The following is a 26,212-nucleotide window of genomic DNA, read 5'->3' on the forward strand; positions in this document are numbered from 1 at the left end:
GTGGTGCGGATTGGTGTGGTCGGCCCTGCAAGGGCGCGGCACTCGGGGACTGCCCGGAAGGTTTTTTCTGTGCGGACGTGTCACCCGGGCCTCTGTGCCTGCCAACGTGCGCGGAGCGAAGCTGCCCGGATGGTCAGGGTTGTGTCTCCTTCAATCGAGGAGCGTCCGTCTGTGCGGTGGTGCATGGAGTCAACTGCCGGCAATCCGACTGTCCTTCAGGGAAGGAATGTGTGGTCCTCCAGAAGGAGGAGCGCCCGGGCGAAGCGTGGATGGAGTGCGCTCAACCGTGTGGAGAGGGAAGGCCCTCCTGCCCGGAGGGGCGCATCTGCCACCGCACTTATTGCCAGAGGCCTTGCAATCCTGAAGAGACAGATACCTGCGGGCCGGGTTACGTCTGTGGGCGCTTCCGAGCCGACGAGCCCTGGGTATGCCGGTTTGATCGCCGTCGGACGGCAACGGAGAGCGAAGGGCCCTGAGCTCCGACTCAGGCCACCGCCGTGTGGGCACTCGGCAGCGAGCCCTCCGCCGCGGGAGGCGGGACCTGGGAGCCCTGGGGCTGGGGCTGCGCGTCCTTCCAGGGCAGCAGGGTGCGCAGCTCCCCGGCGAGCCGTGCGAGCTGCTCGGCGGTGAGGGACACGTCCTCGATCATCTCCGCATGCGCCTGGATGATGCGCTGCAGCTGCACGGCCCCGGTGGAGATGGCGCGCGTCGTGTCGGCCTGCTCCTGCGACGTCGTCACCGCGGCGCCCATCAGCTTCTGGAGCTCGGTGACGATCTGCTGGATGTTCTCCAGCGTCCGGCGCGCATCGATGGAGCTGCTCTCGCACTGGAGGGTGCTGGCGCGGATGGTGCCCATGCCCTGCAGCGCCGAGTCGAGCTGCGAGCGGATGCCCTGGGTCACCTCCTGGACCTTCACCGAGCTGTCCTTGGAGGCCTCGGCCAGCCGGCGCACCTCGCGCGCCACCACCGCGAAGCTTCGTCCGGCCTCGCCCGCGCGCGCCGCCTCCATGGCGGCATTGAGCGCCAGGACATCCGTCTGGTTGGCGAACTCCTGGATGGTCTCCGTGAACTCGACGATGTGCCGGGTGTGCGCCTCCAGCTCCTGGAAGCTGACCTCGGTGAAGCCGATGGCCTGGCCGATCTCGCTCACCCCGCGCTCCACGTGCGCCATCTCGGCGTCGATGCGCTCGGTGTGCCCGCTGGCCTGGGCGACGATGTTCCCGGCGCCCGAGGCGCGCGTCGAGGCAACCTGGGTCATCGTGGCGACCCGCTCGCTCACCTGGACGATGCGCGCCATCTCCCGGAGCGCGCGAGACGACTCCTCGGACAGCCCCACCGTGGAGCCCCGCAGCTTCTCCACCAGCGCGGAGGCCGTCTCGGCGGCCTGGCACAGCCGCGAGTGGGAGGACTCCAGCTCGCGCACCGTCGAGCCCATCTCCCGCTTGAGGAAGAAGTGCTGGCGCAGGGAGCGCAGCACGCGCTCGAGCGACCAGGCGACGCACACCGTGAGGGCCGCCAGCGTCGCGATGCCCAGCATGCGCGGCGTCAGGGGCGCCGCCGCGTCCAGGGCGAGCTCCAGCACCGCGTAGCTCGTCACCACGAAGGCATAGAAGATGCCGCGCGCCTGGGCGCGCAGCGGCAGGATGAGCGGCACGAAGAAGACGCTCCACATCAGCAGGGCGGCATGGGGCAGCGAGCGCTGGGTCCCCGCGCAGTAGAAGGCGGCCTGGCTGGCGACGAGCCACGCGCCCGTCATCCCCACGCCGGGCCCGGGGTGGGTCCTCCACTCCGGGAAGTTGTTCAGCACCGCGAGCAGGGCCACCGGGAGCAGCAGGCACAGCAGCCGGGCGCCCACGATGATCGTCAGCGGCTGAGGGGCGCTGACGGCTCCCAGGCTCACGCTCAGCACATCCGACAGCAGCAGGAGCACACTACCCAGCAGGGCGGTCCTCCCCAGGCGCTGCGTCCGCTGGGGCCACTGCTCCCAGAGGAAGGAGGCGTAGGCGGACCACGCTTGGGATGAGGGCGGAGCGGAGTCCATCATGGGCACCGACAGTATCCAATAGGTTGGATGTTTCGGGAAGGGACCGGACGCCGTGTACGCCTGGAGTGGCAGGACAGGGGCGAGCAGGCAGGGGAGGGCTGGAGCTTCCGCCACTCGGCTTTTGGGGGGAGGGAGCGGCCAGACGTCCACCGATGGATTCACCCGGGCTCGGGATGTCCCCATGTTGAGAAATGGAGTTGGGGAGTCCTACGGTCAGGAGAGGGGAGGCCGAAGGGGGAGCTTGGGCTACACAGGAAAGGGGAACCGGCGTGATGCACCGCCTGCGTCGATGGACGGTCATTGTGGGAGTCGCTGGAGGGCTCTTCGGGCTGGGGTTTGCCTGTCGGGACGCGGACGGGCCGCCGAGCGCCCGTGAGCGTGAGGCCCGCTCGCTGGTGCTGCGGGACTTGATCGCCTCGCGGGAGAAGCTGCCCGAGCCGGAAGAGCTGCAGGCGCAGCGGAGGGATCTCCGGGCGGAGATTGAGCCCGGCGATGCGTCAGCGCATGGCGGCTCGGGCAGGGCTCAGCCCGCGGCGAGCACCCTGGGCCTGGTCGTCTGGGTGGGGGATGACGAGCTGCTGGTGAGGGACACCGGTGGGGTGGAGCGGGACGTGCGCGTCCTGGATGACACGCGCTTCCGGCAGGGAGACCGGGAGGTGAGCCGGAGGAGGGTGGAGAAGGGGGCCGAGGTCCGGGTCGCCTACGACGTGGAGCAGGGGGAGTGGGTGGCGCGCGAGGTGGAGCTGATCCGCTCGCCGGCCGCCTCGGCCGCGGAGGCACGGGGCGAGGGTGCCCTGACCCAGCCCCTGCCGAGATAGCCGCGGCGGCGGAGTCCCGCAAAGAGAAGGGCCGCGACCCCTGGGAGCCGCGGCCCTTCGTCCTCACGGATGCGCCGTGGGGCTCAGCCCGGAACTACGGGTTGGGCTGGCCCGGTGTGGCCGGCAGGAACAGGAAGTCGGCGTCGTTGTTGTTCGTGTCGAGGCCGTTCGGCGAGCGCTGGAGCGAGCCGGCCGCCGAGTTGGAATCCGCGGCGGTAGTACGAGTCCCCTCGACGAAGTTCAACAACTTCTCACCCGCTCCGGTCGTGATTCGGAACACAGGGTTCTGAAGAGCAGCGGGCGGAGTGGCCGTCTCGTAGAACACGCTGTCGATCAGCGTGCCCGTCGAGTCCTGGAGCAGACCGATGCCATCGCCCGTGCCGTTCTGCACGATGTCGGTGCCACCGCCGGTTGCGTTGGCGATGACGAGCCGCAGGACGGAGGCGGGAGGCGGATTGCTGGCGAAGTAGGCCGCCGAGGCCGCCAGGATGTAGCCGCCGGGCGCCAGCGACGTCACGGCGTTTCCACCCGCGTCCGTGACCGCGGACAAGGGGAAGCGCAGGTACTCCTTGCGCTGGGCGGTCGGACTGTCCGCGGGCGAATCGCCGTTGACGAGCAGGACGATGACGTCGCTCAGGGGGGCGGCGGCGCCACCGCGGTTGTAGAGCTCGAAGTACTCCGCGTTGTCCGTCCCGACGTTGTCGTAGTCGATCTCGTTGATGACGAGCGCCGGCCCGGGAGGCGGAGGCCCGAGGCCGCTGAAGCTCGCGGTCCTGGCCGTCGCATCCACCGGCGTGCCCAGCAGGTCCGTCACCTCGCCCGCCACGGTGACCGTGTACGTCTGACCGGTCGTCTGCGGGGTGGTGGTCAGCTTCACCACGTTGGAGCCATCCCCGCTGACGGCGGTGACGGTGAGCGACCCGATGGTGAAGTCAGCCGCCTGCAGGCTCGACGCCAGCATCTTGCGGTTGAACGTCAGCCAGACCTCGGTGCTGCTCACGGCCCGCGCGGTGTTCAGCTTGGGCGCCGGGCACGTCAGGGCCGAGAAGTCGCCGATGCCGTAGGCGGACGGCTGCGCCTGGGTCGACGTGGCGTTGGCGAACTTCCACATCGGCCCCACGTCGAGCGTGAAGGTGCAGGTGTCCTGCAGCTCGTACTGACTGACGAACGTCGTGGGCAGCCGCAGCCGCGGGAGGGTCCCGCTCGGCATGCCCGCCGTCGTGAAGTTGACCGCCAGGTGAGCGGTGCCGGCGCCCGAGAAGTTGCCGGACATCGTCCCCGTCACACGGAGGATCTTCCCGAAGTACGTATCGACGCCCGTCACCAGGTCCGAGGCCGTGGAGACGTCGACGGCGAGCCCCGCCGGCGTGGCGGTGTACAGGTTCTGCACGGGGTAGCCCCGAGCGACGATGGTCAGCCCGGAGACGTTCTTCCCGCCGCGCACCCTGCCGGAGTACTCGACCTTCTCGGCGATGGTGAGCGTGATGCGGTCGCCCACCTGCAGCGTGGAGGGGTCGGCCTCCACGAACATCGCGGGACCGTTGTACTGGGCCTGGAGGAAGAAGCCGGCCACGTCTCCGGCGGCGGCATCCCCGACCGCGGGCTTGATGTAGGTGACGAAGGCGTTCTCGATGGTGCGCGGCGGGCTGAGCGTGCCCACGGGCGCGTTGATGAACGCCTGGATCTGGCCGCTGGTGGTGACCGGATCGGCGCCCGGCGGAGTGACGCACGTCTTGCTGGTGTCGCACACCTGGCTCAGCGAGCAGTCGCTGTTGTTGCGGCACTGGACGCAGGCCATCTGGCCGTCGCAGCGCGGGCGGGTGGGATCCAGCGCGGCGCAGTTCGCGTCGGTGACGCAGACCTTGCACTCACCGTTGCCGTTGCTCGCCACCGTGTCGCAGAAGTCGGTGTTGCCCGGGGCGGCGGCGCACGCCGCGTCGGTGGTGCAGCCGCAGAAGTTGTTCGCCGTGCCGCAGGTGGGCCGGGTCGCGGTGCACTGGGCGTCGTTGAGGCACTCGACGCAGACGGACACGGGGGGAGGCGGCTTGCAGATGGGCGTGGAGGCGTTGGTGCATGAGGCGTCATCCGCGCAGCCCTCGCAGGCGGTGCCGGTCGCGTTGCACGTCTGGAAGCCGGAGCAGCCCTCGTTGCTGGCCGTCACGCAGACGTTGCAGGTGCCCACGCCGTTGTTGGCCGCCGGGTCGCAGAGAGAGGCCGGAGCGGAGCAGCCCAGGTCCGCGCCGCCCGAGGCGGCCGTATCCAGGCAGAGCTTGCAGCTGCCCGAGCCATTGGCCGCCGAGGCGTCGCACAGAGGCGCGGCGGCGGAGCAGCCCAGGTCCGTGGTGGTGCCGGACTCGGAGTCCACGCAGGCCTTGCAGACGCCCGCGCCGTTGCTGGCCGTCACGTCACAGACGGGAGCGGACGCGGAGCAGCCCTGGTCGGTGCCGTTGCCCGTGGCAGAGTCGACGCAGGCCTTGCACACGCCGGCGCCGTTGGCCGCCGAGGCGTCGCACAGAGGCGCGGAGGCGGAGCAGCCCGTGTCGGTGTCGTTGCCCTGAGCCGAGTCGACGCAGACCTTGCACTCGCCGCGGCCATTGTTCGCCGCCGTGTCACAGAAGTCGGTGTTGCCCGGAGCGGCGGCGCACGTCGCGTCGCTGGTGCAGCCACAGAAGTTGGTGGCCGTGTTGCAGGTGGGCCGGAGCGCGGTGCAGTGGGAGTCGTTGATGCACTCGACGCAGACGGCCACCGGAGGCGGCGGCTTGCAGATGGGCGTGGAGGCGTTGGTGCACGAGGTGTCGTCGGCGCAGCCCTCGCAGGCGGTGCCGGTGGCGTTGCACGTCTGCGAGCCGGGGCAGCCCTCGTTGGTGCTGGTCACACAGACGTTGCAGGTACCCACGCCGTCGTTGCCACTCGGGTCGCAGAGGGAGGTCGGCGTGGAGCAGCCCAGGTCCGTGTTGCCCGAGGCGGCGGTATCCAGGCAGAGCTTGCAGATGCCGGAGCCGCTGGCCGCCGTGGCGTCGCACAGGGGCGCGGCGGCGGAGCAGCCCAGGTCCGTGGTGGCGCCGGACGCGGAGTCCACGCAGCTCTTGCAGACGCCCGCGCCATTGTTGGCGGTCGGGTCGCAGAGAGGAGAGGTCGCCGAGCAGCCCAGGTCGGTGTCATTGCCGGAGGCCGAGTCCTCGCAGACCTTGCAGGTGCCCGCGCCATTGTTCGCGGCGGCGTCGCACAGGGGGGCGGAGTTCAAGCAGCCCAGGTCGGTGCCGTTGCCCTGAGCCGAGTCGATGCAGGACTTGCACTGGCCGGCGCCGTTGGCCGCCGAGGCGTTGCAGACCGGAGCGGTGGCGACGCAGCCCAGGTCGATGTCATTGCCCTGGGCGGAGTCCACGCAGGAGCGGCACACGCCGGCGCCGTTGGCCTCCGAGGTGTTGCAGATGGGAGCGGTATCGGCGCAGCCCAGGTCGGTGCCGTTGCCGGTGGCCGTGTCCGTGCAGGCCTTGCACGCACCGGCGCCATTGCTGGCCGTGGTGTCGCAGACGGGCGCGGTGTCGGCGCAGCCCAGGTCGGTCTCATCGCCCTGAGCGGAGTCCAGGCAGGCCTTGCAGACACCGGCGCCATTGCTGGCCGCGGTGTCGCAGACCGGAGCGGTGTCGGCGCAGCCCAGGTCGGTGCCGTTGCCGGTGGCCGTGTCCGTGCAGGCCTTGCACACGCCGGCGCCATTGTTGGCCGCGGTGTCGCAGACGGGAGCGGCGTCGGAGCAGCCCACATCGGTCCCATTGCCCTGGGCGGAGTCCGCGCAGGCCTTGCACACGCCGGCGCCATTGCTGGCCGAGGTGTCGCAGACCGGAGCGGTCGCCGAGCAACCCTGGTCGGTGCCGTTGCCGGTGGCCGTGTCCGAGCAGGACTTGCAGAGGCCCTTGCCGCCGTTGGCCGCGGTGTCACAGAAGAGGGGCGCGGCGCAGCCCACGGTGGCGGTGCAGGTGCGGCACACGCCCTGGGCGCCGCTGATGTCACAGATCTCGCCGGTGGCGCACGCGGGAGAGCACTCCTTGTCGCCGCCGGGATCCGTCTCGTCCCGAGCCTCGCACTTGTTCTCGTCGGTGCAGACCCACTCCTTGCCTTCGGGCGGGGCGCCTTTCTTGTTTCTACAGTCGAACTGATCGACGCACTCGTCGCCACATCCCGTGAGCGCCAGAACGCACACGGCGGCGCAGAGCGCCTGGACCCAGCTGCGCATCAACATGAAACACCCCTCCAAGGGTTGAATCGGGTGTCGTCACCCTTACACCTGCCTTGGAAGGGCCGTCCATGGATGGCGCGGCGCGCCATCGGCTTGTCACACGGGAGAAGCAGGCAAGGCCGGTTTTCAGGGCCTGGGCGCGCCGGACCTCGCTGGTTTTCCGGCGTACAGATCGATGACCTCGGAGAGGGTGTGCTGGCACACGGAGCAGAAGGGGACGCGATCGCGAGTGAACATGACGCAGTCGACCTGGGGGCGGTAGTAGCCGCGAGCCTCGTACATGGCGCCCTCGAAGGCGCCCACCTTGGCGGCGAACTTCTGCGAGCCGAGGAACTTCTCCTCCCAGTCGCGCTGGGAGGTGAAGAGCGCATCCATTTCGGACTCGGGGCGACGCTCGGCGCGGATCTGCCGGCGCTGCTGTTGAACCTGGCGGGCGTGAGCCTCGTAGGCCTCCTTGTCCCAAGGCGTGGGCAGCGGGGTGCCGGGGGAGAGGAGCGCCTTCCACTTGAGGGTGGCGGGATCCTTGAGCGCGGTGACGTTGCGCTCCCAGGGCTCGGGGCGATCCTCGGCGGGCAGGTAGGCGGAGTCGGAGGTGTAGTACTCGTCGGCGAGGCCGGCGAAGTGGTGACCGAACTCGTGGACGAAGACGTAGGGGGACCAGAGGCTGTCGGCGGCCACGGTGCCGTAGAGGTTGAAGATGCCTCCGCCGCCATAGGTGTTGCCGTTGACGAGGATCTCGACGACGTCGTAGGGCGCGAAGGAGGCGACGTCTCGGAAGGCGCGGTTGTCGAAGGTGAGCACGTAGCGCTCGCTGCCGAAGGCATCGTAGGTGGCGCCGACGGGCGAGCGGCGGTGCTGGCCGGTGGAGGGGCGGGAGATGCCGGACTCGGCGGCGGGAGGCATCAGTCCCCAGACATTGAAGTCGGCCTTGCGCTCCTTGAAGGGAGAGAAGGTGAAGAGGATGTCGGCGAGGCGGCGGGCATCCTTCTCGAACTTGGGGCGCTCCTGGGCGGTGTAGCCGTCGCCGAGGATGAGCAGGTCGACCTTCTCCTCGGGAGGACCGTTCTTGAGCACCGGCAGGAGCGGACCGGGCGAGGGGGGCTTGGAGGGATCGACGAACAGGTCCTTGGGGTCGACGACGAGGGACCAGATTTCGCGGAAGGAGTTCTGGGCGTCGCGCTTCTTGAGGAGGACCTGGACGGGCTTCTCGGGAGCGGGGAAGCGCAGGGACTCGTGGAAGGTGCGGTGGACCTCCTTGGCCTCGGGAGTGGTCTCCCACTCGCCATGGATGGAGGCGAAGCCGCGCGAGTAGAGGAGACGGTTGGTGGCCTGGTCTCGGACCTCGAAGAGGTACTTGCCGAGGTTGGTCTCGTCGATGGGACGGGACGGATTGCCGGGCCAGGGGAGGGGCTCGAGGACGAGCCGATCGAGGCTGAAGCGCTCCTCGGTGGCGTTACCGGTGTGGAAGTAGTCGACGCGGAAGGTGCGAGGAGTGGCGGCGGAGGCGCTGGTGGCCAGCACCAGGGCAAGCAGGAAGCGCATGGGGGCGCACTCTAGGCTCAGAAGGAGCCGGAGATGGAGGCGGAGGCTCCCTGAGGGGTGGCGGAGACGCCCACGTTCACGGGAGGCGGGGTGCTCGAGGGAGACAGGGCGAAGAGCACGGCGCCGGTAGCGATCGCGGCACCGGAGCCGACCAGCAGCCCGGTGAGGAGGTTGCCCTTGGAGGCGAGCGAGTTGCGGAGCTGGATGGCCTCGGTGTCGCCCGCGTTGATGCGCCCGCTGCCATTGAGCCGGTCATTGAGGGCATCGAGATCCTTCTGGGCCATGAGCCGGACGACACCCGCGCCACCGAGGGCCGCGACGCCGGCGCCGAGCGCCACATAGGAAGCGACGCGGAGGCCCGAGGTGGAGCCAGAGCGCGGCTGGGGAGCGCTGGAGGAGAGGCTGCCCTCCGGGAGACGGTCGGGGGCCGAGACATCCAGGCCGGACGAAGAGGAAGAGGCCACGGGAGCGTCACCCGCGGGCTGGATCCAAGGCGCCTTGCCATTGGTGCTGGGGACGACGAGGTTGGGCTGGGCCTTGCCGGTGGTGACGAAGTCGACGAGGGCGGCGAGGGCATCCGGGGGCGCATCGAATCCTGGAGTCTTGAAGCCACCCTCGCGGACTTTCTGGCCGCCCTCGACGTTGAGGACAGTGGCGGCGAACCACTTGGGCCCGCTGCTGGGAGTCTCGAGGCGCACGACGATGACCTCCTCGACGCCGAGCGTGCCACCGAGACGGACGGCATGGCTGAGCGTGCGCTCATCGGACTTGTCGCTGGAGGCGAGGCAGGGGAAGGGAGTGGCGGCGACGGAGCCCTCATAGGCGAGGTCGACGAGGACAGGAGTGTCAGGGCCCTGCGCCTGGATCTGACGCGGGAAGCTGACGGCGGAGCCCTTGACGACGGTGATGTCATAGGTGCCGGCGGCGACATCGAGGGTGAGAGGGGTCTGCCCGACCTTGAGGCCATCGAGGTAGACCTCGGAGGCGGGGAGGGTGGACTTCACGGCAAGCTTCACCTTCTTGGCCTTGGCGAGCTCGCCGCGCACCTTCTCGAAAGCCTGCCGGATGGAGGGCGCGTAGAGGGCGGGATCCAGCTTGTACTGGGGCTTGAGGCGCAGGACGTTGCGGAAGGCGGTGTCGCTCTCCTTCACCTTGCCCATGGAGCGGTAGTTGAGGCCGTGGAGGAGCTGGGCATTGGCATACAGCTGCCAGTGGGCATCACCGACGGGGAGGCGGGAGATCTCCTTGAGGGCGTCATTGATGGCCTGCTCGGCCTTGGAGTAGCGGGCCTCGTAGAACTGGTCCTGCGCGGCATCGAGCTGGCGCTGGAGGTCCTCGAAGCTCCCGGAGGGAGCGGGGAAGAGGCGCTCACTGAAGGCGGCGGGAGTCATGACGTCCTGGTCCTGCCGGGCCTTGAGGGCCTCATGGAACGCGCGGGCCTGGCTGCTGAGCTCGGCGTCCTTGCACTCGCCGCTGGCCACCACCAACCGCCGCGGTGCCGCCTGAGCGCCAAGAGACGCAAAAACGCAAAGGAGCGAAATGAATTTCATGGTCATGGAAGATCTCTGTGCTGTGACCTTGCAGATTGGACAGCGCGATAAAGTCAGTAGTTGTAACGATGGACACGGATACTCTTAGCCGTTGAGCCAGTCTTCTCCGGCCAGGCAAGATATAGATTCCCAGACCGGTCTAGAAGAAACGAGATGTTGAGAAAGTCTACGTTCTCCTGACTCAGAGCGATGGGAGAGCCGATGGTCGCCCATGCAGTGCCCGTCCAGCGTCTCAGGTTGATCTGAAGAGGAGCATCTAGTCCTGCTCGAGAATACTCTGCCCAAGCAACAATGAGGTTGCCTTCAGGATCTCGTTGCAGGCGTGGGGCCAAGATGGATGTGGTGCCGGGAACGGCACTCAAGGGTTCTCCGAGCAGCTGCCAGCCACCTCCAGTGAAGCGGGCGACATATCCCCATGTTGTCGAGCCATCCGTTTCTCTCCATGCGACAATGGGATTGTCGGAGTCATCGAGAAGCATGTCCCCCAGGCCTGCGGCTGTACTGTCAGGGAAGGCCCCTAATGCACTCCCGACGGGCAACCAATCACCACCCGTCCAACGGCGCACGTAGATGTCGCCCTCGGTCCATGCCACCACGGGTTTATCCGTAGCATCCAGGAGAAGTTTGAGGGGTTCGAAAGGCGAGGGTAGGTTGGTGCCGACCTCGTTTCCATAAGCCACCCATCTGCTTCCGACCCAGTTCCAAACGGTGAGCGGAGAGTGCTCGGAGTTCGTCGTGTCGGCGAACGTCCATCCGAGGAACGGTTTGTCCGTACTGTCGAGTGTAAGTGTGAATGCAGTGGTCTTGGGTTTGTTGCTTAAAGAGGCATTGGGGCTGGAAGTAAAGTCAACCCATTGGTTGCCGCTCCAGCGTTTGATGTAGGTGTTGACCGAGAAGCCGCTTGTTTGCTCATCCTCTTGTGACCAAGCAATGATAGGGTTGCCCATCGAGTCCAGGCGGAAGACATAGCCAGGGTCAGGCTTGGTATCGGGGATTATGGTCGTGAATGCGATGGGGGTACCAATGGGTTCCCAGGTAGTGTTTGTTAATCCAAAGACATGGATGGTGCGGTCGTAGGGGCTGGCGCTCGGCCATTCTTGCCAGGAGACATAAAGTCTGCCCAATGCATCTGCCTGGAGAGATGGATCGTGCGCGTCAGTGCTGCCCGGAATGGCGCTCAAGTTTCCTAGCGGGAACGAGAGAGGTAGACTCCATGACCAGATGCTGGCTGGAAGATTCAACACATTGCCTGCGAGGTCTGTCACCCCGTTCGTGATGGTGACCTGGACTGTGTTCGGTACCTCGAGACGTCCGGCAGGAGTGACCGTCAGTGTCTTGCCATCCGAAGACAGCGAGAGCTGAGGAGGTGCTTCGGTTCCTCCTACTGCCAACTGGACTGACGCCGTAGTGACCGAGGCAGGCTTCAGTGGCTCGGAGAAAGTCGCCTGGATAGGCTGGCGCACCCAGATATCCTGGGCCCCCGGAGTCGGGGTGCGAGACACCACGTGTGGGGGAGTCCGGTCCACCACCACGTCGCGCTCTTCACTGGCAAAGGTCTTGTCCCCGAGTCGAGCGCGCGCAGCCAGTTTGTGCGAACCCTCCGTTACAGAACTCGTGTCCCAGTTGAAGCTGTAAGGCGCCGCCAATGTGGTCAGCGGTTGGCCATCTACCAGCAACTCAACCTGCTCCGGCGTGTCTCCCTGCACCTGGAGCTGAACACTCACTGTGCCGTTCGTGTACGTCGTTCCAGTCGGCGTGGTCAGAGTGAGGGTCAGGCTCGGCGGGATGCCCGAATCAGGCTCTTGATCAGATGGGGCCTGAGGATCTTCGACCTCTGGGAGCTTGATGCAGGCGGTGAGGAGGACGGCGGCGGAGAGGAGCAGGGGCTTGGTGGGGATCATCAGGCAGACCTGATTGCAGGGAGTGTTCCGTCGACCACCGGACAGGCGGGTCCGAGATAGCAGCGGCTCTGCGCCCTGTACAACTTGCCTCCTCGCCGAGCCCGGAAACCTCGTCCTTCTCGGGGCTTGCCCGCTGATTTCAGACCTGTTGGGTCCCATGCTCCCCCACCAGGCACTGACCCGCTACGGCGGATGGACTTGCCCCCTACGGGTCTCGGAATCCGGACCCTCAGTCCACGGGCAGAGACTCTCCGCCAACGCGGCGACAGCCTGCTCTCCCGCTCGCCCTCCAGGGCAGCGGCCTTTGACGAGGTGCGCTACCGATCGCCGTCGCCATCTTGGGCGGGGATACCTGCACCGGAGGGGGCAGCCGCATGAAGCGTGCGTGGAAGGACAAGGTCGTCGTCATCACCGGAGCGTCCAGCGGCATCGGACGCGCTACCGCGCTCGCGCTCGCGAAGAAGGGTGCTCACCTCGTCCTCGCCGCACGCCGTGAAGAGCCTCTCGAGGATCTCTCCCTGCAGTGCGAGGCCCTCGGCGTCCGGTGTCTCTCCATCCCCACCGACGTCACCGATGCCTCCGCCGTCCGCGCCATCGCCTCGCAGGCCGTGCACGCCTTCGGACACATCGATGGTTGGGTGAACAACGCGGGTGTCTACCTCGTCGGCCGCCTCGAGCAGACGCCTGATGACGCCTTCCGCCAGGTGATGGAGACCAACTTCTTCGGCACCGTGTATGGCACTCGCGCGGCCCTCGCCCAGTTCCGCCACCATGGCCGCGGCGTTCTCGTCAACGTCTCCTCCGTGTTTGGCTCCGCCGCCGGGCCCTATGTCAGCGCCTACGCCGCCTCCAAGTTCGCCGTGAGGGGCTTCTCCGCCTCCGTCCGCCAGGAGTTCGAGGGCACCGGCATCCACGTCTGCACCATCCTCCCCGCCGCCATCGACACGCCCCTCTGGCAGCACAGCGCCAACTACACCGGCTGGCGCGTCCGCCCCATCGAGCCCATCTACTCCCCCGAGCGCGTCGCTCGCGCCATCGTCCGCGTCCTCGAGCGCCCCCGCCGCGAGCTCTTCATCGGTCCCTCCCGGCGCGCCTTCGCCGTGCTCCACACCCTGGCTCCCGCCGTCTCCGAGAAGTCCATGCGCGCCATGACGGACAAGCACCACTTCGAGCCCCAGCGGCAGCCTCGCACCCAGGGCAATCTCTTCCAGCCCGTGGCCCATGGCACCGGCCGCGGCGGTGGCTATCGCTCCCCCGTCAGGCAGTGGTTCAAGCGGCTCCTGCTCGCCGGGGGGCTCGTGGCCACCGTGGCTTCCCTGCGACGCACCGCGGCAGGACGGCGCTTTGGCCTCCGCGTCATCGAAGCCCTCGGGACACAGTGACGCCCTTCTGACACCCGGGGGGAATGCCTCCCCCCTTCCTGCCTGTCGTGACAGTGCCATGACATGACGTGGAGAGAGTCCGCCGCCTATGAACATCGCCGTCCTCGTCAACCTCCGCGCACGCCGGGGCTCCGAAGGAATGGGAGGCCTCGTGCAGCGCTTCCTCCCTCGGGCTCGCGTGGCCCTCACCCGCTCGGTGGATGAGGCTCGGACCTGGATCGATCAGCAGCTGCGGCCCAACCCACCCTCGCTCCTGCTCGCGGGAGGAGGCGACGGCACCATCACCGGCCTGCTCAACGAGATACGTGCCCAGGGCCTGGCGCTCCCAGCCATCGGCGTCCTCCCGATGGGCACCGGCAATGCCTGGGCCCACGTCACCGGCGCGCCCCGGCCCGCCGTGGCCCTCAAGCAGCTCGCCGCCTATGGCGAGCGCCTGCCTCCCTTGCGGCCCTTCTCCCTCGTCCGAGTCGAAGGCCGCCTGGCCCCCTTCGCCGGCACCGGCTGGGACGCGGAGATGGTCCAGGACTTCAAGAACCAGCTCGCCGCCACCGGCCCGCTGCTCGGCGCCCAGTCCGGGCTCCGCGGCTACCTCGGCGCCATGTTCACCCGCACCATCCCGCGCCACCTGTTCGGCTCGGGCAGCGCCAACGTCTCCGTCTACAACCTCGGAGCACCGGCCCTCACCGTGGATGCGAACCGGGCCATCCGTCCCCTTCCCGGTGGCGACACGGGCGCCCTGCTGTACCGCGGCCCCGCCAGCGTCGCCGGCGCCGCCACCACCCCCGAGTGGGGCTTCGGCTTCAAGGCCTTCCCCTTCGCCCAGGCCATGCCGCACCGGCTCTCGGTGCGCGTCTACGGCGCGGGAGTGCTCGAGGCCACGCGCAACATGTTCAAGCTGTGGCGCGGCGAGCACCCCCTGCCCAAGATGCACGACTTCCTCGTGGAGCGCGTGCGCATGGACTTCGATCGCGAGGTGCCGTTCCAGATGGCCGGGGACGTCATCGGCATGCGCCGCTCCATCACCTTCGAGCTGGCCGAGGAGAGCGTCCAGCTCGTCGACTGGCACCGCCTGTCGAGCCTCGTGACGGCCTGAGTCCACAGAACGCTCGCTCCAGAGTATGGTCCGCCCGTCCCTTCGCCAGGGCGACCGAAGCCATGCGGGGTTGCTTGACTTGGTGTTATTTCGACACTATGTTGGTGTCGAAGGGACACGGAGGAGAGCGAGCGTGAGCTACACCTACGAGTACCCACGGCCCGCCTTGACGGTGGACTGCGTGGTGTTCGGGATGGATGAGGAGGACCTGAAGGTGCTCCTCATCAAGCGTGGGCTGGAGCCCTTCCTGGGGAAGTGGGCGCTGCCCGGCGGCTTCGTCCGGATGGACGAGTCCCTGGACGACGCGGCCCGCCGCGAGCTGGAGGAGGAGGCCGGCATCCGCCCCAGCCACCTGGAGCAGCTCTACTCCTTCGGAGCGCCGGGACGAGATCCACGCGGGCGCGTCGTCACCGTGGCCTACTTCGCCCTGGTGAAGCTGAGCGATCACCGGGTCCACGCCTCCACGGACGCTCGCGAGGCGGCCTGGTTCTCCGTGTGGGACGCGCCCAAGCTGGCGTTCGACCACGCGGACATCCTCGGCACCGCGCTCCAGCGGCTCAAGGGCAAGGTGCGCTACCAGCCCATCGGCTTCGAGCTGCTGCCGCCCAAGTTCACCCTCACCCAGCTCCAGCGGCTCTACGAGATCATCCTGGAGCGCCAGCTCGACAAGCGGAACTTCCGCAAGAAGATCCTCTCCATGGATCTGCTCGAGGAGCTCGACGAGGTGGAGCAGGACGTCTCCCACCGCGCCGCGCGCCTCTATCGGTTCGATCACAAGAAGTACAAGCAGCTCGAGAAGGCGGGCTTCAACTTCGAGCTGTAGCCCGCCCTGAAGTCCCCGCCGCGCCGCCGTGACGCCCTGCCCAGGGCCACGGGAGCGGTGTGTCCGCCGTGCGCTGTTTCCACCCGTTCCACCGCAGCCCGCGCACCGGGCTCGGGAGAGGTGTGCCCATGCTTCCCTCCTTCGACATCGCCGCCGCCTCCGTCATCGGCCGAGAGCACGCGCGCGCGGGCCGCAACAACCAGGATGCGCTCAGCCTGCTCGCGCAGGGAGAGGTGCTCGCCGCCGTGGTCGCGGATGGGTGCGGCAGCGGAGCCCACAGCGAGGTGGGAGCACAGCTCGGCGCGCGCGCCGTGGCGCAGGCCGTGCTCGCGGCGGTGGGCGAGGGAATTTCCCTGGAGGCGCCTGGCTTCCTCGAGGCCGTGCGCGCCCGGGTGCTGAAGTTCCTGACCAGCCTCACCGAGCAGCTCGGAAGCTCACTGGTGGGCGAGCACCTGCTCTTCACTGTCGTGGGCGCCGTCATCACTCCCTCGCGCACGCTCGTCTTCTCCGCGGGGGACGGCGTCTGGGCCCTCAACGGCGAGGTCCACCCGCTGGGGCCCTTTCCCAACAACGCGCCGCCGTACCTCGCCTATGGCCTGCTGTCTCCCGGCGCCGTGCCGCTGGAGCGCCAGGCCCTCGTTGCCACGGACGAGGTGATGGCGCTGATGCTCGGCACGGATGGCGCGGCGGACCTGGCGAAGCTCGCCGAGGCCCGCGTGCCCGAGCGAGACGAGCCCGTGGGACCGCTCTCGCAGTACTGGACGGACGAGCGCTACTTCCAGAACCCGGACGCGCTCCGACGCCGGCTCGCGCTGCTGGGCCGCGAGTCCGTGCGCGCCGACTTCACCGCTCACCGCCTGGTGCGCACGCCGAGCCTGCTCGCCGACGACACCACGCTCATCGTCCTGCGCCGTCGCATGGGGAGGGCCTGACACCATGGACGTCTATCTCGAGGGAAAGAAGGTACGGCTGAATCCCACGCGCGCGCTCGGCAAGGGCGGCGAGGCGGACGTGTTCGACCTGGGCGACGGACGCGCTCTCAAGGTCTTCAAGCCCCCCGAGCATCCCGACTACCAGGGCCTGCCCGAGGAGCAGACCGCCGCTCGCGCTCGACTGGATGAGCACCAGCGCAAGCTCCGCGCCTTCCCGACGGTGCTGCCGGCTCGCGTCGTCATGCCGCAGACGCTCGCCACGGACCGGAGCGGCCGCACCGTGCTGGGCTACGCCATGCGCAAGCTGGACAGCGTCGAGCCGCTGCGCCGCTTCAGCGATCCGGCCTTCCGCCGTGCCGGAGCCACCTCCGCGCGTGTCGTCGAGGTGCTGCGAGGCCTGCACACCACGCTCGAGGCCGTCCATGGCTCGGGCGTCGTGGTGGGGGACTTCAACGACCTCAACATCCTCGTGTCGGGCGCGGACGCGTACCTCATCGACGCGGACAGCTTCCAGTTCGGCGCGTTCCTCTCCGCCGTCTTCACGGAGCGCTTCCTGGATCCGCTGCGCCTCACCGGCACCACGGCCACCTCGCTCAGTCCGGGCCGCCCGGCCTCTCCGGACAGCGACTGGTATGCCTTCGCCGTGGCGCTGATGCAGAGCCTGCTGTGCGTGGGGCCCTACGGCGGCGTCCACCGGCCTCAGCCTCCCACGCCGCGCGCGACGCCCGCGGCGCGTGTCCACCAGCGCCTCACCGTCTTCCACCCGGACGTGCAGTACCCGAAGCCCGCGCTTCCGCTGGCCACGCTCCCGGACGAGGTGCTGCACCAGTTCCACCGCATCTTCGTGGAGGACAGCCGGGGCGCCTTCCCTCCGCGCCTGCTGGAGGCGCTGCGCTTCACCTCCTGTCCATCGTGCGGCTTGGAGCACGCTCGGCTCGCGTGCCCCACGTGCAGCCCTCACGCCGCTGCCGCCGCCACGCCCGTCTCCTCCGCCCGAGGCCAGGTGTCCGCGACGCGGCTGTTCTCCACGAGGGGCGTGCTCGTCCACGCGTGCGCCGAGGATGGCGTGCTGCGCTGGCTCTACCATGAGGAGGGTGCCTACCGGCGAGAGGATGGACGCGCCGTGCTCCATGGACCGCTGGATCCGTCACTCCACTGGGCCATCCAAGGTGACACCACGCTGGTGGGCCGTGGCGGGGAGCTGGCGGTGCTCTCGACGGGCCGCCCGCCCGAGCGGCTCGGGGTGGATGCTCCCGAGGGCCGTCCCGCCTTCGCCGCCAACGCCCGGCACCGCTACTGGGCCCAGGCGGGTGGGCTGTGGCGGGATGGTGCCTTCGGGCCCGAGCGCATCGGTGACGTGCTGGAGGGTCAGACGCGGCTCTTCGTCGGCCCCCGGTTCGGGCTGGGCTTTCACCGGGCGGGCAACCTGCGGGGCGCCTTCGTCTTCGACGCCACGCGCCCGGGCATCAAGGATGGCCTGGCGCTGCCGTGGCCCTCGGGCAGGCTCGTGGACGTGGAGTGTCTCTTCGAGGGCTCGAACGCCTGGCTCTTCCTCGCGGAGGAGACCCAGGGGCGCACCGTGCACCACTGCGTCGTGGTGGGCGCCGACGGCACGGTTCGCGCCAGCACCCATGCGGAGGCCGGGGATGGCTCGTGGCTCGGCTCGCTGCGCGGCAAGTGCGCCGTGGGCGACGTGCTCTTCGCCGCCACGGAGACGGGGCTCACCCGCGTGGAGCTCCGACAGGGACGGCTCGAGGCGCTCCGCGAGTTCCCCGACGCCGAGCCCTTCGTCGATGCCGACTGCCGGCTCTTCATGACCCGCAGCGGCCTCACCGTCGTCCGCCGCCAGGACATCTCCGGCCTGCGCATGGCGTGAGGCTCCAAGGTAGGTGCGGGGGCCATCTCCCCCGGAAATCAGGTCGCCTTGACATAGTGTAGATTGGACACTATGTTGGTGTGGAAGAAACACGGAGGGGCGCCAAGGAGGCGCACCCAGGAGAGGAGAAGGCCATGAAGACCCAGGTGAAGGAGCTTCCGCTTCCGTCGTTCTACCGTCCCGACAACGCGGGCTCCTACGGCTACGGCCCGAACGCCGGGAAGCTCCAGACGGAGGCCGCGACGTGGCGCGCCGCGAACAACCTCACCCCCTCCGCCACCGACAAGTTCAACCTGCACCTGCTGCTCATCGACGTGCAGAAGGACTTCTGCTTCCCCGAGGGCTCGCTCTACGTGGCTGGCCGCAGCGGCAAGGGCGCCATCGACGACAGCCGCCGCATCGCCGAGTTCATGTACCGCAACCTCGGCGCCCTCACGAACGTCACCACGACGCTCGACACGCACTTCGCCTACCAGATCTTCTTCCCGTCGTTCTGGGTGGACCAGAACGACCAGCCCCTCACCCCGTACCGCGAGGTGACGCGCGAGCAGATCGAGCGCGGCCAGGTGCGCCCCAACCCCGCCGTGGCCAGGTGGCTGTGCGGCGGCAACTACCCCTGGCTGCTCAAGCAGGTGAAGTACTACTGCGAGGAGCTGGAGCGCGCCGGCAAGTACACGCTCTACCTGTGGCCCCCGCACTGCCTGCTCGGTGGTGACGGGCACGCCCTGGCCGGCGTGGTGCAGGAGGCCCGCCTCTTCCACGCGTTCGCCCGCGGCGCCCAGTCGTGGTGCGAGGTGAAGGGCGGCAACCCGCTCACGGAGAACTACTCGGTGCTGCGCCCCGAGGTGCTCAGCCGCCACGACGGCCAGCCCCTGGCCCAGCGCAACACCCAGTTCCTCAAGACGCTGCTCACCGCCGACGCCGTCGTCATCGCCGGCCAGGCCGCCAGCCACTGCGTGAAGAGCTCCATCGATGACCTGCTCAGCGAGATCGTCGCCCAGGACGCCGCGCTCGCTCGCAAGGTGTACCTGCTCACCGACTGCATGTCGGCCGTCACCGTGCCGGACGGCAAGGGGGGCTTCGCCGCCGACTTCACCCCGCAGGCCGAGGCCGCCCTCAAGCGCTTCGCCGACGCCGGCATGCACCTGGTGAAGTCCACGGACGCGCTCGCCAGCTGGCCGGACCTCCGCATCGGCTGATCACCCGAACTGAAACCTCTTCAGGAGAACTTCCATGAGCACCAGCAATGGCACCCAGGTGTCGCAGCTCTTCCAGAACGCCCACGCCGAGGGCGTCCTCAGCCCCGCCGGCCTCCAGGCCCTCACCGTCGTGGACCTGGGCGCGCAGATCCAGGCCGGCCTCGGCGTCAGCGTGGACGACGTCCAGGCCAGCGAGGTCGTCCTCGTCACCGTCATGCCGGATGACTCCGGCAGCATCCAGCACGCCAACAACGCCCGGCTCGTCTGCGACGGACACAACCAGGTCCTCGACTCGCTGCTGGGCAGCAAGCAGAGCGACACCGTCCTGTTCCACACCCGCTACCTCAACGGCTTCGTCCTCAACCCGTACCGGCCGCTCGAGGACGTCGTGCGGATGCATGACAAGAACTACAACCCCAGCCTCGGCACACCGCTGTATGACCAGACCGTGGTGCTGCTGGGCACCGTCCTGGCCAAGTCGCAGGAGTTCACCCGCAACGGCGTGTCCGCTCGCACCGTCACGCTCATCATCACCGACGGCGGCGACTGCCACTCGCAGAACGCTCGCGCCAGGGACGTGGCCGCGCTGGTGAAGGATCTGCAGCGGGCGGAGAACCACATCGTCGCCGCCATGGGCATCAGCGACGGCACCACGGACTTCCGCAAGGTGTTCCGGGACATGGGCATCGACGACAAGTGGATCCTCACGCCGGGGCAGAGCGCGCAGGAGATCCGTCAGGCCTTCCAGGTCTTCAGCCAGTCCGCGGTGCGCGTGAGCCAGGGCGCGGCCAGCTTCAGCCGCACCGCCCTGGGCGGCTTCGGGCGCTGAACCCCTCGGCTCGCGTCCAGGCAGGCGCGCGAATGGAATGCCCGACGCGCGCCTGTTGCTCCCTCCAGGAGGGGAGGGAGATTCCATGAGCCTCAAGGCCATGATGACCGCCGCCCTGAGTGCGCTCGGGGTGCTCGTGCTGGCGGCTGCCGCCTCACTCGGGCTGCTCACGAGCTATCTGCACCGGGTGACCAACAGTCTGGGCAGCTCGGTGGAGGGGGTTCGTCTCGCCGAGGAGATGGAGGTGGAGCTGCTCAGACACTCCCATCAGGCGGAGGTGCAGCCGCTCGCTGACGCCAGCGCCCGCTCCCTCTCGCTCGGCATCAACGAGGCCGGGCTCAGGTCGCTGCTCGATCAGATGGAACCCCTGGCCTCCTCCTCCGAGGAGCAGGAGCTGATGCGCGACATCCGCCGGAAGGTGGACGCCTATCTCCTCGCGCGCGAGCAGGCCCCCGAAGGTTCTCGCGCCCCGGTGAGCGCGAGGGTGAGCCCCGAGCTGGAGGATGCCATGAACGCCCTGGAGCAGCTCGTCGAGTTCAACGTCCAGGAGGCGCATTACGCCCAGGCCCAGGCCAACCGCTGGGATACGGTGGCCGAGCTGGTGGGCACCACGCTGGCCGTGCTGCTACTGGTGGGCATGACCGTGGTCTTCTTCTGGCTCCGGCGCTCCGTCCTCCGGCCGGTCATGCAGATGAGCCACGCCATGCGCCGCTTCGGCTCGGGCAGCAAGCGCACCCGCGCTCCCGAGACGGGCCCCACCGAGCTGCGTGAGATGGCGAGGACCTTCAACGAGATGGCCACCTCCCTGGCTCGTCAGCAGGAGGATCAGCTCACCTTCCTGGCCGGTGTGGCCCACGAGCTGCGCAACCCGCTCTCCGCCCTGAAGATGTCCACCGCGCTCGTCGATCCGGAGCGCCCGGACATCTCACCCGCGCGCCTCCAGAAGATGCTCACGCTCGTGCGTCGGCAGGTGGCGCGGCTGGACCGGATGGTGGGCGACCTGCTCGATGCCACCCGCATCGAGGCCGGCCAGCTGGAGCTGCAGCTCGAGGAGCGCGACGCGCGGGAGCTGGCTCGCGGCGTGGTGGAGCTGTACCAGTCCACCGGCGCGGGGCACGAGCTCAACCTCTCCCTGCCGGAGTCCGCCGTGCTCCTGCGGTGCGACGGTGCTCGCATCGAGCAGGTGCTCAACAACCTGGTGAGCAATGCGCTGAAGTACTCGCCCGCTGGCACCCAGGTGTCCGTGTCCGTGGCCCAGGAGGATGAAGAGGTCCTCCTCTCCGTCGCGGATCAGGGCATCGGCATCTCCGCCGAGGAGCAGCCTCACCTCTTCGTCCCCTTCCATCGCGCCCATGGGGCCCGCAAGCGCGCCACCGGCGCTGGCCTGGGGCTCTCCGTGGCCCGACGCATCGTCGAGGCTCATGGAGGCACCATCGAGGTGGACAGCCAGCCCGGCCAGGGCTCCGTGTTCCGTGTCCGGCTGCCACGCCTGCGCGCCGTTGCTCCCGTCCCGGACGCCTCGGTGGCCCCGCCTCCGTGGGCGCCCGGTGGCGCGGTGCACTGACACCCTGTCACTTCACCTCGGACGGAGGGTCATTGGTCCGCGCCCGCCGCCGCGAGCGCGGGCTGGGCCTTGGTGGTGCTGGAGCGCTCGGGCACCACCATCACGGGCTTGGGGCAGCGGCTCACCAGCTCCCCCGAGACGCTGCCGAGCAGCGTGCGCACCAGGGAGCCGCGCTCCCTCGCACCGACGATGACCAGGTCCACATCCTCGTCCGCCGCCAGCGCGCTGATCACCGCTGCCGGCTCTCCGTGCGCGATCTGGCTGTTGACGCTCCAGGCGCGCTTGCCGGCACTGACGCAGGCTTCCTTCAGGAGCTCCTCGGCGTACTCCTCGCAGGCGTTCTCGAAGGCGGCGAACTCCGGAGCCTCGCCCGGCTTCTCCGCCATCCGCGCCGGCAGCACGTGGACGAACGTCACCCGCTGGCAGAGGTGCTCGGCGAACTCCAGCGCCGTTCTCGCCGCCTCTCTCGAGGCGGGCGTCCCATCGACTGCTACGAGGATGCGTCGCATCACGTTCTCCTTGCTGGCCAGCAGACACTGGCTCCTCCCCACGCAGCCGGAGCCCGGCCCCGCCCCTCGGCACGCCGGAGGGACGAAGCCGTCGTCCGCTCGGCCGCAGGGCAGGAAGCCGAAAGCGCTGGGAGGCAGGTGCGCCATGACCCTCCAGCACTCCACGATCCGTGCCAGCCATGATCCATCGGCCATGGCCTCCAGGGCATGCACGGGCTGCGTCTCGCGCCTGGGAGGCGCGCAATCCGTGCGCGGAGCCGCGCCGCCGCGTGCGTCCGCGGCGGGGGGCCTACAGGGTGGGCAGGAGAGGGTGGCTCAGAGGCTACGCCCGACTGGTGGGACGCGAGGGCGCCACCGGCTGCGCCTCGGGGAAGGGCATCTTGAGGTGGTACGTGTTGCCCTCCAGGGTCGCCTGCACGCTCAGCCCGCTCTCGTGGAACACGTCCAGCATGGGCTTGTTCGTCGTCAGCACGTCCGCCTGGAAGCCAGGGATGCCGCGCGCCACGGCCGCCTCGCGGATCCGCCGCATCAGCAGCGTGCCCACGCCCTTGCCCTGCCAGTCATCGCGCACCACGAAGGCCACGTCGGCCAGTCGCGTGGCGGGCTCCACGTCGTAGCGCACCACGCCGATGATCTCCTCCGTCCCCGGCATGCAGGCCACCAGCGCCATGTTCTGCTCGTAGTCCAGGTCCACCAGGTCCTGCATCTCCTCGTGGGGGTGCGTCTTCTTGTACATCATGAAGCGCCGGTAGCAGCTGTCGTCGCTCAGCCCGTACATGAGCTCCTGCAAGGCGCGCTCGTCGGTGATGCGCGCGGGGCGGATGAGCAGCTCCGCTCCCGCGCGGGTCTGCTCGCGCCGCTCCTCCGTCCACGGGTAGCGCGCCCGAGGCACCACCTGGTCCGGCAGCACGAAGCGCCGCCCCTTCGCCGCCGCCAGCAGGTCGGCTCTGAAGTCCGGGTGGGCGATGTTGATCAGCGCCAGCGCCCGCTCGCGGATGTTCTTCCCCCACAGGTCCGCCACCCCGTACTCCGTCACCACGTAGTGCACGTCTCCCCGGCTGGTGACCACGCCCGTGCCCGGCTCCAGTGACGTCTGGATGCGGCTGACCGTGCCTCCCCTGGCCGTGGAGGGCAGGGCGATGATGGGCTTGCCGCCCAGGCTGCGCCGCGCCCCGCGGATGAAGTCCACCTGCCCGCCGATGCCCGAGAAGAAGTGGCCGCCCAGCGTGTCCGAGGCCACCTGGCCCGTGAGGTCCACCGCCAGCGCGCCGTTGATGGCGATCATCCGCTCGTTGCGCGCGATGACTCCCGGATCATTGGTGAAGTTGCTCGGCCGCATCTCGATGGCCGGGTGCTCGTGCGCCCACTCGTACAGCTCCTGGCTGCCCATGATGAAGGAGGTCACCACCTTGCCCTGGAGCAGCGTCTTCCTCCGGCCGGTGATGACGCCCGCCTCCACCAGCCGCATCACCCCGTCGGAGAACATCTCCGTGTGCACGCCCAGGTCATTGTGCTGTCCGAGCTGCGCCATCACCGCATCCGGGATCTTCCCGATGCCCGTCTGCAGCGTGGCTCCGTCCGGAATCAGGCGCGCGATGTGCTGGCCGATCTGCCTGGCCACCTCGTCCAGCGGCTCCGCCCGGTGCTCGAGCAGCGGGGCGTCCACCGGCACCAGCTTGTCGAACCGGCTGACGTGGAAGAACGAGTCCCCGTGCGTGCGCGGCATGCGCGGGTTCACCTCCGCGATGACCAGGGTGGCCGAGTCCACCGCGCTGCGCACGATGTCCACCGACACTCCCAGGCTCACGTAGCCGTGCGCGTCCGGAGGGCTCACCTGGATCAGCGCCACGTCGATGCGGACGCGCCGGTTGCGGATGAGCTCGGGGATCTCCGACAGGAACACCGGCATGAAGTCCGCGCGGCCCTCCTGCACCGCCCTGCGCACGTTGGCGCCGATGAAGAAGGCGATGTGACGGAAGCGCTCGGCATGCTCCGGCTCCACATAGGGCGCCGGCCCCAGCGTCAGCAGGTGCACCACCTCGTTGTCCGCCAGGTGCGCTCCCTTCTCCACCATCGCCTTCACGAGCGACACGGGCTCCGCCGCCCCTGAGCCGATGAGGATGCGCCGCCCCGCCGGAATGCTCAGGATGGCCTCCTCCGCCGTCACCACCTTGTCCGCGTACCGCTCGCTCCAATCCCGCACGTGCCAGAAACCTCCGTTGAGATTGTTCCCCCAAGCACGCTTCATTCCAGAGGTCTTCCCGAGAGGGAAGGCTCCCGTGCCCCGCATGCTTTGCGCTGAACGGCACACCCCGCCGCAGCCCTTGCGCGGCCAGGCCAGCACGCCCGAGGGAGAGCCGGCCGGCATGCGAGTTGCTGTCTCCTCGGCCGTAGGTCGAGAGTGGGCCGCCAGGACCGCCGGGGGGTTGTCCGCGACGGTCCACTCTGGCTCGAAGTCTGGAGGAGGCCTCCGCGCGTAAGGGGTTGCGCGCGGAGGCCTGACCCGTGAGGTGTGTCGCGCGCGGGGGCCTCGCCCTCAGGGGCTGGCTTCCCAGGCCTCCATGAGCTGCTCGCGCGTCCAGGCCAGCACGGGGCTCGCCTCCACGCGGTAGGGAGGCGTAGAGGGCTCCAGGCGGCGCAGTGCCGCGGGCAGCCGTTGCAGTTCGCCACGTGCGTACTCGCGGATCTCCGGCAGCGAGGGGGAGGTGCCTTCCAGCCGCTTCCCATCGCGCATCACCGGCCGCAGCAGCGGGCGGCCCCGCAGCTGCTCTCCGTGGCGGGCGAGCACGTCCCTGCGCGCCACCCCGTCCTCCTCCACCCGGAACACCTGCTTGCGCCCGGGAAGGAGGACCTTGGAGGCGGACAGCTTGATGCGGTCCTTTCCCGCGTAGGCGACCAGCTTGTAGACCATGTCGAGGCATGGCGCGTCCGAGGACACGCCCAGCGCCGTGCCCACGCCGAACCCGTCCACGGGCGCCCCCTGGGCGAGCAGCCGCGCCATGGAGTCCTCGTCCAGGTTGCCGCTGGCGACAATCTTCACGTCCCGCAGGCCCGCCTCGTCCAGCATCTGCCTCGCCGCCTTGGACAGCGCCAGCATGTCCCCCGAGTCCAGCCGCACCGCGCGCACCCGGAAGCTCTCGCCGAGCTCGCGGGCCAGGCGGATGACGTGCTGCACGCCGCGCAGCGTGTCGTAGGTGTCCACCAGCAGCGTGCTCTCCGGGAAGCAGCGCGCGAAGGCGCGGAAGGCCTCCAGCTCGTCGTCATGCGCCTGCACGAAGCTGTGCGCCATGGTGCCGGCCACGGGCACGCCGTAGCGCTTCCCGGCCAGCACGTTCGAGGTGGAGTCGATGCCGGCGATGAAGGCCGCGCGCGCCACCTTCACTCCCGCATCCGTCCCATGCATGCGGCGCAGGCCGAACTCCATCACCGGCCGGCCCGCCGCCGCCTCCACCACCCGCGTCGCCTTGGAGGCCGCCATCGTCTGCAGGTGGACCTGGTTGAGGAGGTAGGACTCCACCAGCTGCGCCTCGGGCAGCGGGGCCACCACCTCCAGCAGCGGCTCCTCGCCGAACAGGGGCGTGCCCTCGGGCACGGCGCACACCTCTCCCGAGAAGCGGAAGCGTTCGAGATAGCGCAGCAGCCGGTCCGAGAAGAGGTTGAGCGACGCCAGGTAGTCGAGCTCCTCGGGCTGGAAGCGCACCGTCTCCAGGTAGCGCAGGACGTCGTCCAGCCCGCAGGCGATCAGGAAGTTACGGCGCGAGGGGAGACGGCGGACGAAGAGGCTGAACACCGCCTCGTCGTGCAGATCCTCGTCGAGGTAGGCGTCCACCATCGTGAACTCGTACAGGTCCGTGAGCAGCGCGAGCCCATTGTGCATGATTCCCTCCTTCCGCCTCAGGTTCCCGCCAGACCG

At 68.9% G+C, this 26,212-nt stretch carries 17 protein-coding genes; 9 read left to right on the plus strand and 8 right to left on the minus strand.

Going from position 1 to position 26,212, the window contains the following annotated elements; genetic code table 11:
* Positions 1–484: 484 nt before the first annotated feature.
* Positions 485–2,044 carry a methyl-accepting chemotaxis protein gene (locus KY572_RS33070; RefSeq protein WP_224247649.1) on the minus strand — a complete coding sequence of 520 codons (1,560 nt, stop codon included), beginning with the start codon at positions 2,042–2,044 and terminating at the stop codon, positions 485–487.
* Positions 2,045–2,316: 272 nt separating this feature from the next.
* On the opposite strand from KY572_RS33070, the gene KY572_RS33075 reads away from it, so the two are divergent.
* Positions 2,317–2,862 (plus strand): hypothetical protein, encoded by a 546-nt coding sequence (locus tag KY572_RS33075; RefSeq protein ID WP_224247650.1) that lies wholly within the window; start codon positions 2,317–2,319, stop codon positions 2,860–2,862.
* 94 nt (positions 2,863–2,956) lie between these two features.
* On the opposite strand, the gene KY572_RS33080 is transcribed toward KY572_RS33075, so the two are convergent.
* The 4 genes from KY572_RS33080 to KY572_RS33095 all read right to left on the minus strand — a co-directional run bounded on the left by KY572_RS33080 (position 2,957) and on the right by KY572_RS33095 (position 12,092).
* Positions 2,957–7,102, minus strand: coding sequence for a lamin tail domain-containing protein (locus KY572_RS33080; protein ID WP_224247651.1), 4,146 nt, complete (start codon positions 7,100–7,102; stop codon positions 2,957–2,959).
* 123 nt (positions 7,103–7,225) lie between these two features.
* On the minus strand, positions 7,226–8,641 hold the full coding sequence (locus KY572_RS33085; RefSeq protein WP_224247652.1) for an IgA Peptidase M64: 1,416 nt from the start codon (positions 8,639–8,641) through the stop codon (positions 7,226–7,228).
* Positions 8,642–8,658: 17 nt separating this feature from the next.
* Positions 8,659–10,197 carry a PEGA domain-containing protein gene (locus KY572_RS33090; protein WP_407660039.1) on the minus strand — a complete coding sequence of 513 codons (1,539 nt, stop codon included), beginning with the start codon at positions 10,195–10,197 and terminating at the stop codon, positions 8,659–8,661.
* Positions 10,198–10,244: 47 nt separating this feature from the next.
* A complete protein-coding gene (locus tag KY572_RS33095; protein ID WP_224247654.1) occupies positions 10,245–12,092 on the minus strand; it encodes an Ig-like domain-containing protein in 1,848 nt (615 codons plus the stop codon).
* A 374-nt stretch (positions 12,093–12,466) separates the two neighbouring features.
* Between KY572_RS33095 and KY572_RS33100 the strand changes: the two genes are divergently transcribed.
* The 8 genes from KY572_RS33100 (at position 12,467) to KY572_RS33135 (ending at position 21,790) form a co-directional block, all read left to right on the plus strand.
* On the plus strand, positions 12,467–13,474 hold the full coding sequence (locus tag KY572_RS33100; RefSeq protein WP_224247655.1) for an SDR family oxidoreductase: 1,008 nt from the start codon (positions 12,467–12,469) through the stop codon (positions 13,472–13,474).
* Between the two features lie 88 nt (positions 13,475–13,562).
* Positions 13,563–14,567 (plus strand): diacylglycerol/lipid kinase family protein, encoded by a 1,005-nt coding sequence (locus tag KY572_RS33105; RefSeq protein ID WP_224247656.1) that lies wholly within the window; start codon positions 13,563–13,565, stop codon positions 14,565–14,567.
* 133 nt (positions 14,568–14,700) lie between these two features.
* A complete protein-coding gene (locus KY572_RS33110; protein ID WP_224247657.1) occupies positions 14,701–15,390 on the plus strand; it encodes an NUDIX hydrolase in 690 nt (229 codons plus the stop codon).
* Between the two features lie 122 nt (positions 15,391–15,512).
* The gene (locus KY572_RS33115) at positions 15,513–16,322 is read left to right on the plus strand and encodes a protein phosphatase 2C domain-containing protein (RefSeq protein ID WP_407660041.1); all 810 of its coding nucleotides are present in this window, start codon (positions 15,513–15,515) and stop codon (positions 16,320–16,322) included.
* A 4-nt stretch (positions 16,323–16,326) separates the two neighbouring features.
* A complete protein-coding gene (locus tag KY572_RS33120; RefSeq protein WP_224247659.1) occupies positions 16,327–18,198 on the plus strand; it encodes a hypothetical protein in 1,872 nt (623 codons plus the stop codon).
* A 134-nt stretch (positions 18,199–18,332) separates the two neighbouring features.
* Positions 18,333–19,397, plus strand: coding sequence for a cysteine hydrolase family protein (locus KY572_RS33125; RefSeq protein WP_224247660.1), 1,065 nt, complete (start codon positions 18,333–18,335; stop codon positions 19,395–19,397).
* Positions 19,398–19,431: 34 nt separating this feature from the next.
* On the plus strand, positions 19,432–20,226 hold the full coding sequence (locus KY572_RS33130) for a hypothetical protein (RefSeq protein WP_224247661.1): 795 nt from the start codon (positions 19,432–19,434) through the stop codon (positions 20,224–20,226).
* An 85-nt stretch (positions 20,227–20,311) separates the two neighbouring features.
* Positions 20,312–21,790, plus strand: coding sequence for a HAMP domain-containing sensor histidine kinase (locus tag KY572_RS33135; protein WP_224247662.1), 1,479 nt, complete (start codon positions 20,312–20,314; stop codon positions 21,788–21,790).
* 29 nt (positions 21,791–21,819) lie between these two features.
* Here the strand turns inward: KY572_RS33135 and KY572_RS33140 are convergent, their stop codons facing one another.
* The 3 genes from KY572_RS33140 to KY572_RS33150 form a co-directional block, all read right to left on the minus strand.
* Positions 21,820–22,494 (minus strand): universal stress protein, encoded by a 675-nt coding sequence (locus KY572_RS33140; protein ID WP_224247663.1) that lies wholly within the window; start codon positions 22,492–22,494, stop codon positions 21,820–21,822.
* Between the two features lie 127 nt (positions 22,495–22,621).
* Positions 22,622–24,547, minus strand: a complete 1,926-nt coding sequence (locus KY572_RS33145; RefSeq protein ID WP_224247664.1) for a bifunctional acetyl-CoA hydrolase/transferase family protein/GNAT family N-acetyltransferase — start codon at positions 24,545–24,547, stop codon at positions 22,622–22,624.
* A gap of 288 nt (positions 24,548–24,835) precedes the next feature.
* A complete protein-coding gene (locus KY572_RS33150; protein WP_224247665.1) occupies positions 24,836–26,176 on the minus strand; it encodes a nicotinate phosphoribosyltransferase in 1,341 nt (446 codons plus the stop codon).
* Positions 26,177–26,212: the final 36 nt, after the last annotated feature.

The sequence above is a fragment of the Hyalangium gracile genome, from assembly GCF_020103725.1.
Taxonomy (GTDB): Bacteria; Myxococcota; Myxococcia; order Myxococcales; family Myxococcaceae; genus Hyalangium; species Hyalangium gracile.

Coding starts and splice junctions, on each gene's coding strand:
- KY572_RS33140 (WP_224247663.1), bottom strand. CDS start 22,494: ATGGCCGATGGATCATGGCTGGCACGGATCGTGGAGTGCTGGAGGGTC.
- KY572_RS33125 (WP_224247660.1), top strand. CDS start 18,333: ATGAAGACCCAGGTGAAGGAGCTTCCGCTTCCGTCGTTCTACCGTCCC.
- KY572_RS33075 (WP_224247650.1), top strand. CDS start 2,317: ATGCACCGCCTGCGTCGATGGACGGTCATTGTGGGAGTCGCTGGAGGG.
- KY572_RS33145 (WP_224247664.1), bottom strand. CDS start 24,547: ATGAAGCGTGCTTGGGGGAACAATCTCAACGGAGGTTTCTGGCACGTG.
- KY572_RS33130 (WP_224247661.1), top strand. CDS start 19,432: ATGAGCACCAGCAATGGCACCCAGGTGTCGCAGCTCTTCCAGAACGCC.
- KY572_RS33100 (WP_224247655.1), top strand. CDS start 12,467: ATGAAGCGTGCGTGGAAGGACAAGGTCGTCGTCATCACCGGAGCGTCC.
- KY572_RS33070 (WP_224247649.1), bottom strand. CDS start 2,044: ATGATGGACTCCGCTCCGCCCTCATCCCAAGCGTGGTCCGCCTACGCC.
- KY572_RS33095 (WP_224247654.1), bottom strand. CDS start 12,092: ATGATCCCCACCAAGCCCCTGCTCCTCTCCGCCGCCGTCCTCCTCACC.
- KY572_RS33150 (WP_224247665.1), bottom strand. CDS start 26,176: ATGCACAATGGGCTCGCGCTGCTCACGGACCTGTACGAGTTCACGATG.
- KY572_RS33135 (WP_224247662.1), top strand. CDS start 20,312: ATGAGCCTCAAGGCCATGATGACCGCCGCCCTGAGTGCGCTCGGGGTG.
- KY572_RS33085 (WP_224247652.1), bottom strand. CDS start 8,641: ATGCGCTTCCTGCTTGCCCTGGTGCTGGCCACCAGCGCCTCCGCCGCC.
- KY572_RS33080 (WP_224247651.1), bottom strand. CDS start 7,102: ATGTTGATGCGCAGCTGGGTCCAGGCGCTCTGCGCCGCCGTGTGCGTT.
- KY572_RS33120 (WP_224247659.1), top strand. CDS start 16,327: ATGGACGTCTATCTCGAGGGAAAGAAGGTACGGCTGAATCCCACGCGC.
- KY572_RS33090 (WP_407660039.1), bottom strand. CDS start 10,197: ATGACCATGAAATTCATTTCGCTCCTTTGCGTTTTTGCGTCTCTTGGC.
- KY572_RS33105 (WP_224247656.1), top strand. CDS start 13,563: ATGAACATCGCCGTCCTCGTCAACCTCCGCGCACGCCGGGGCTCCGAA.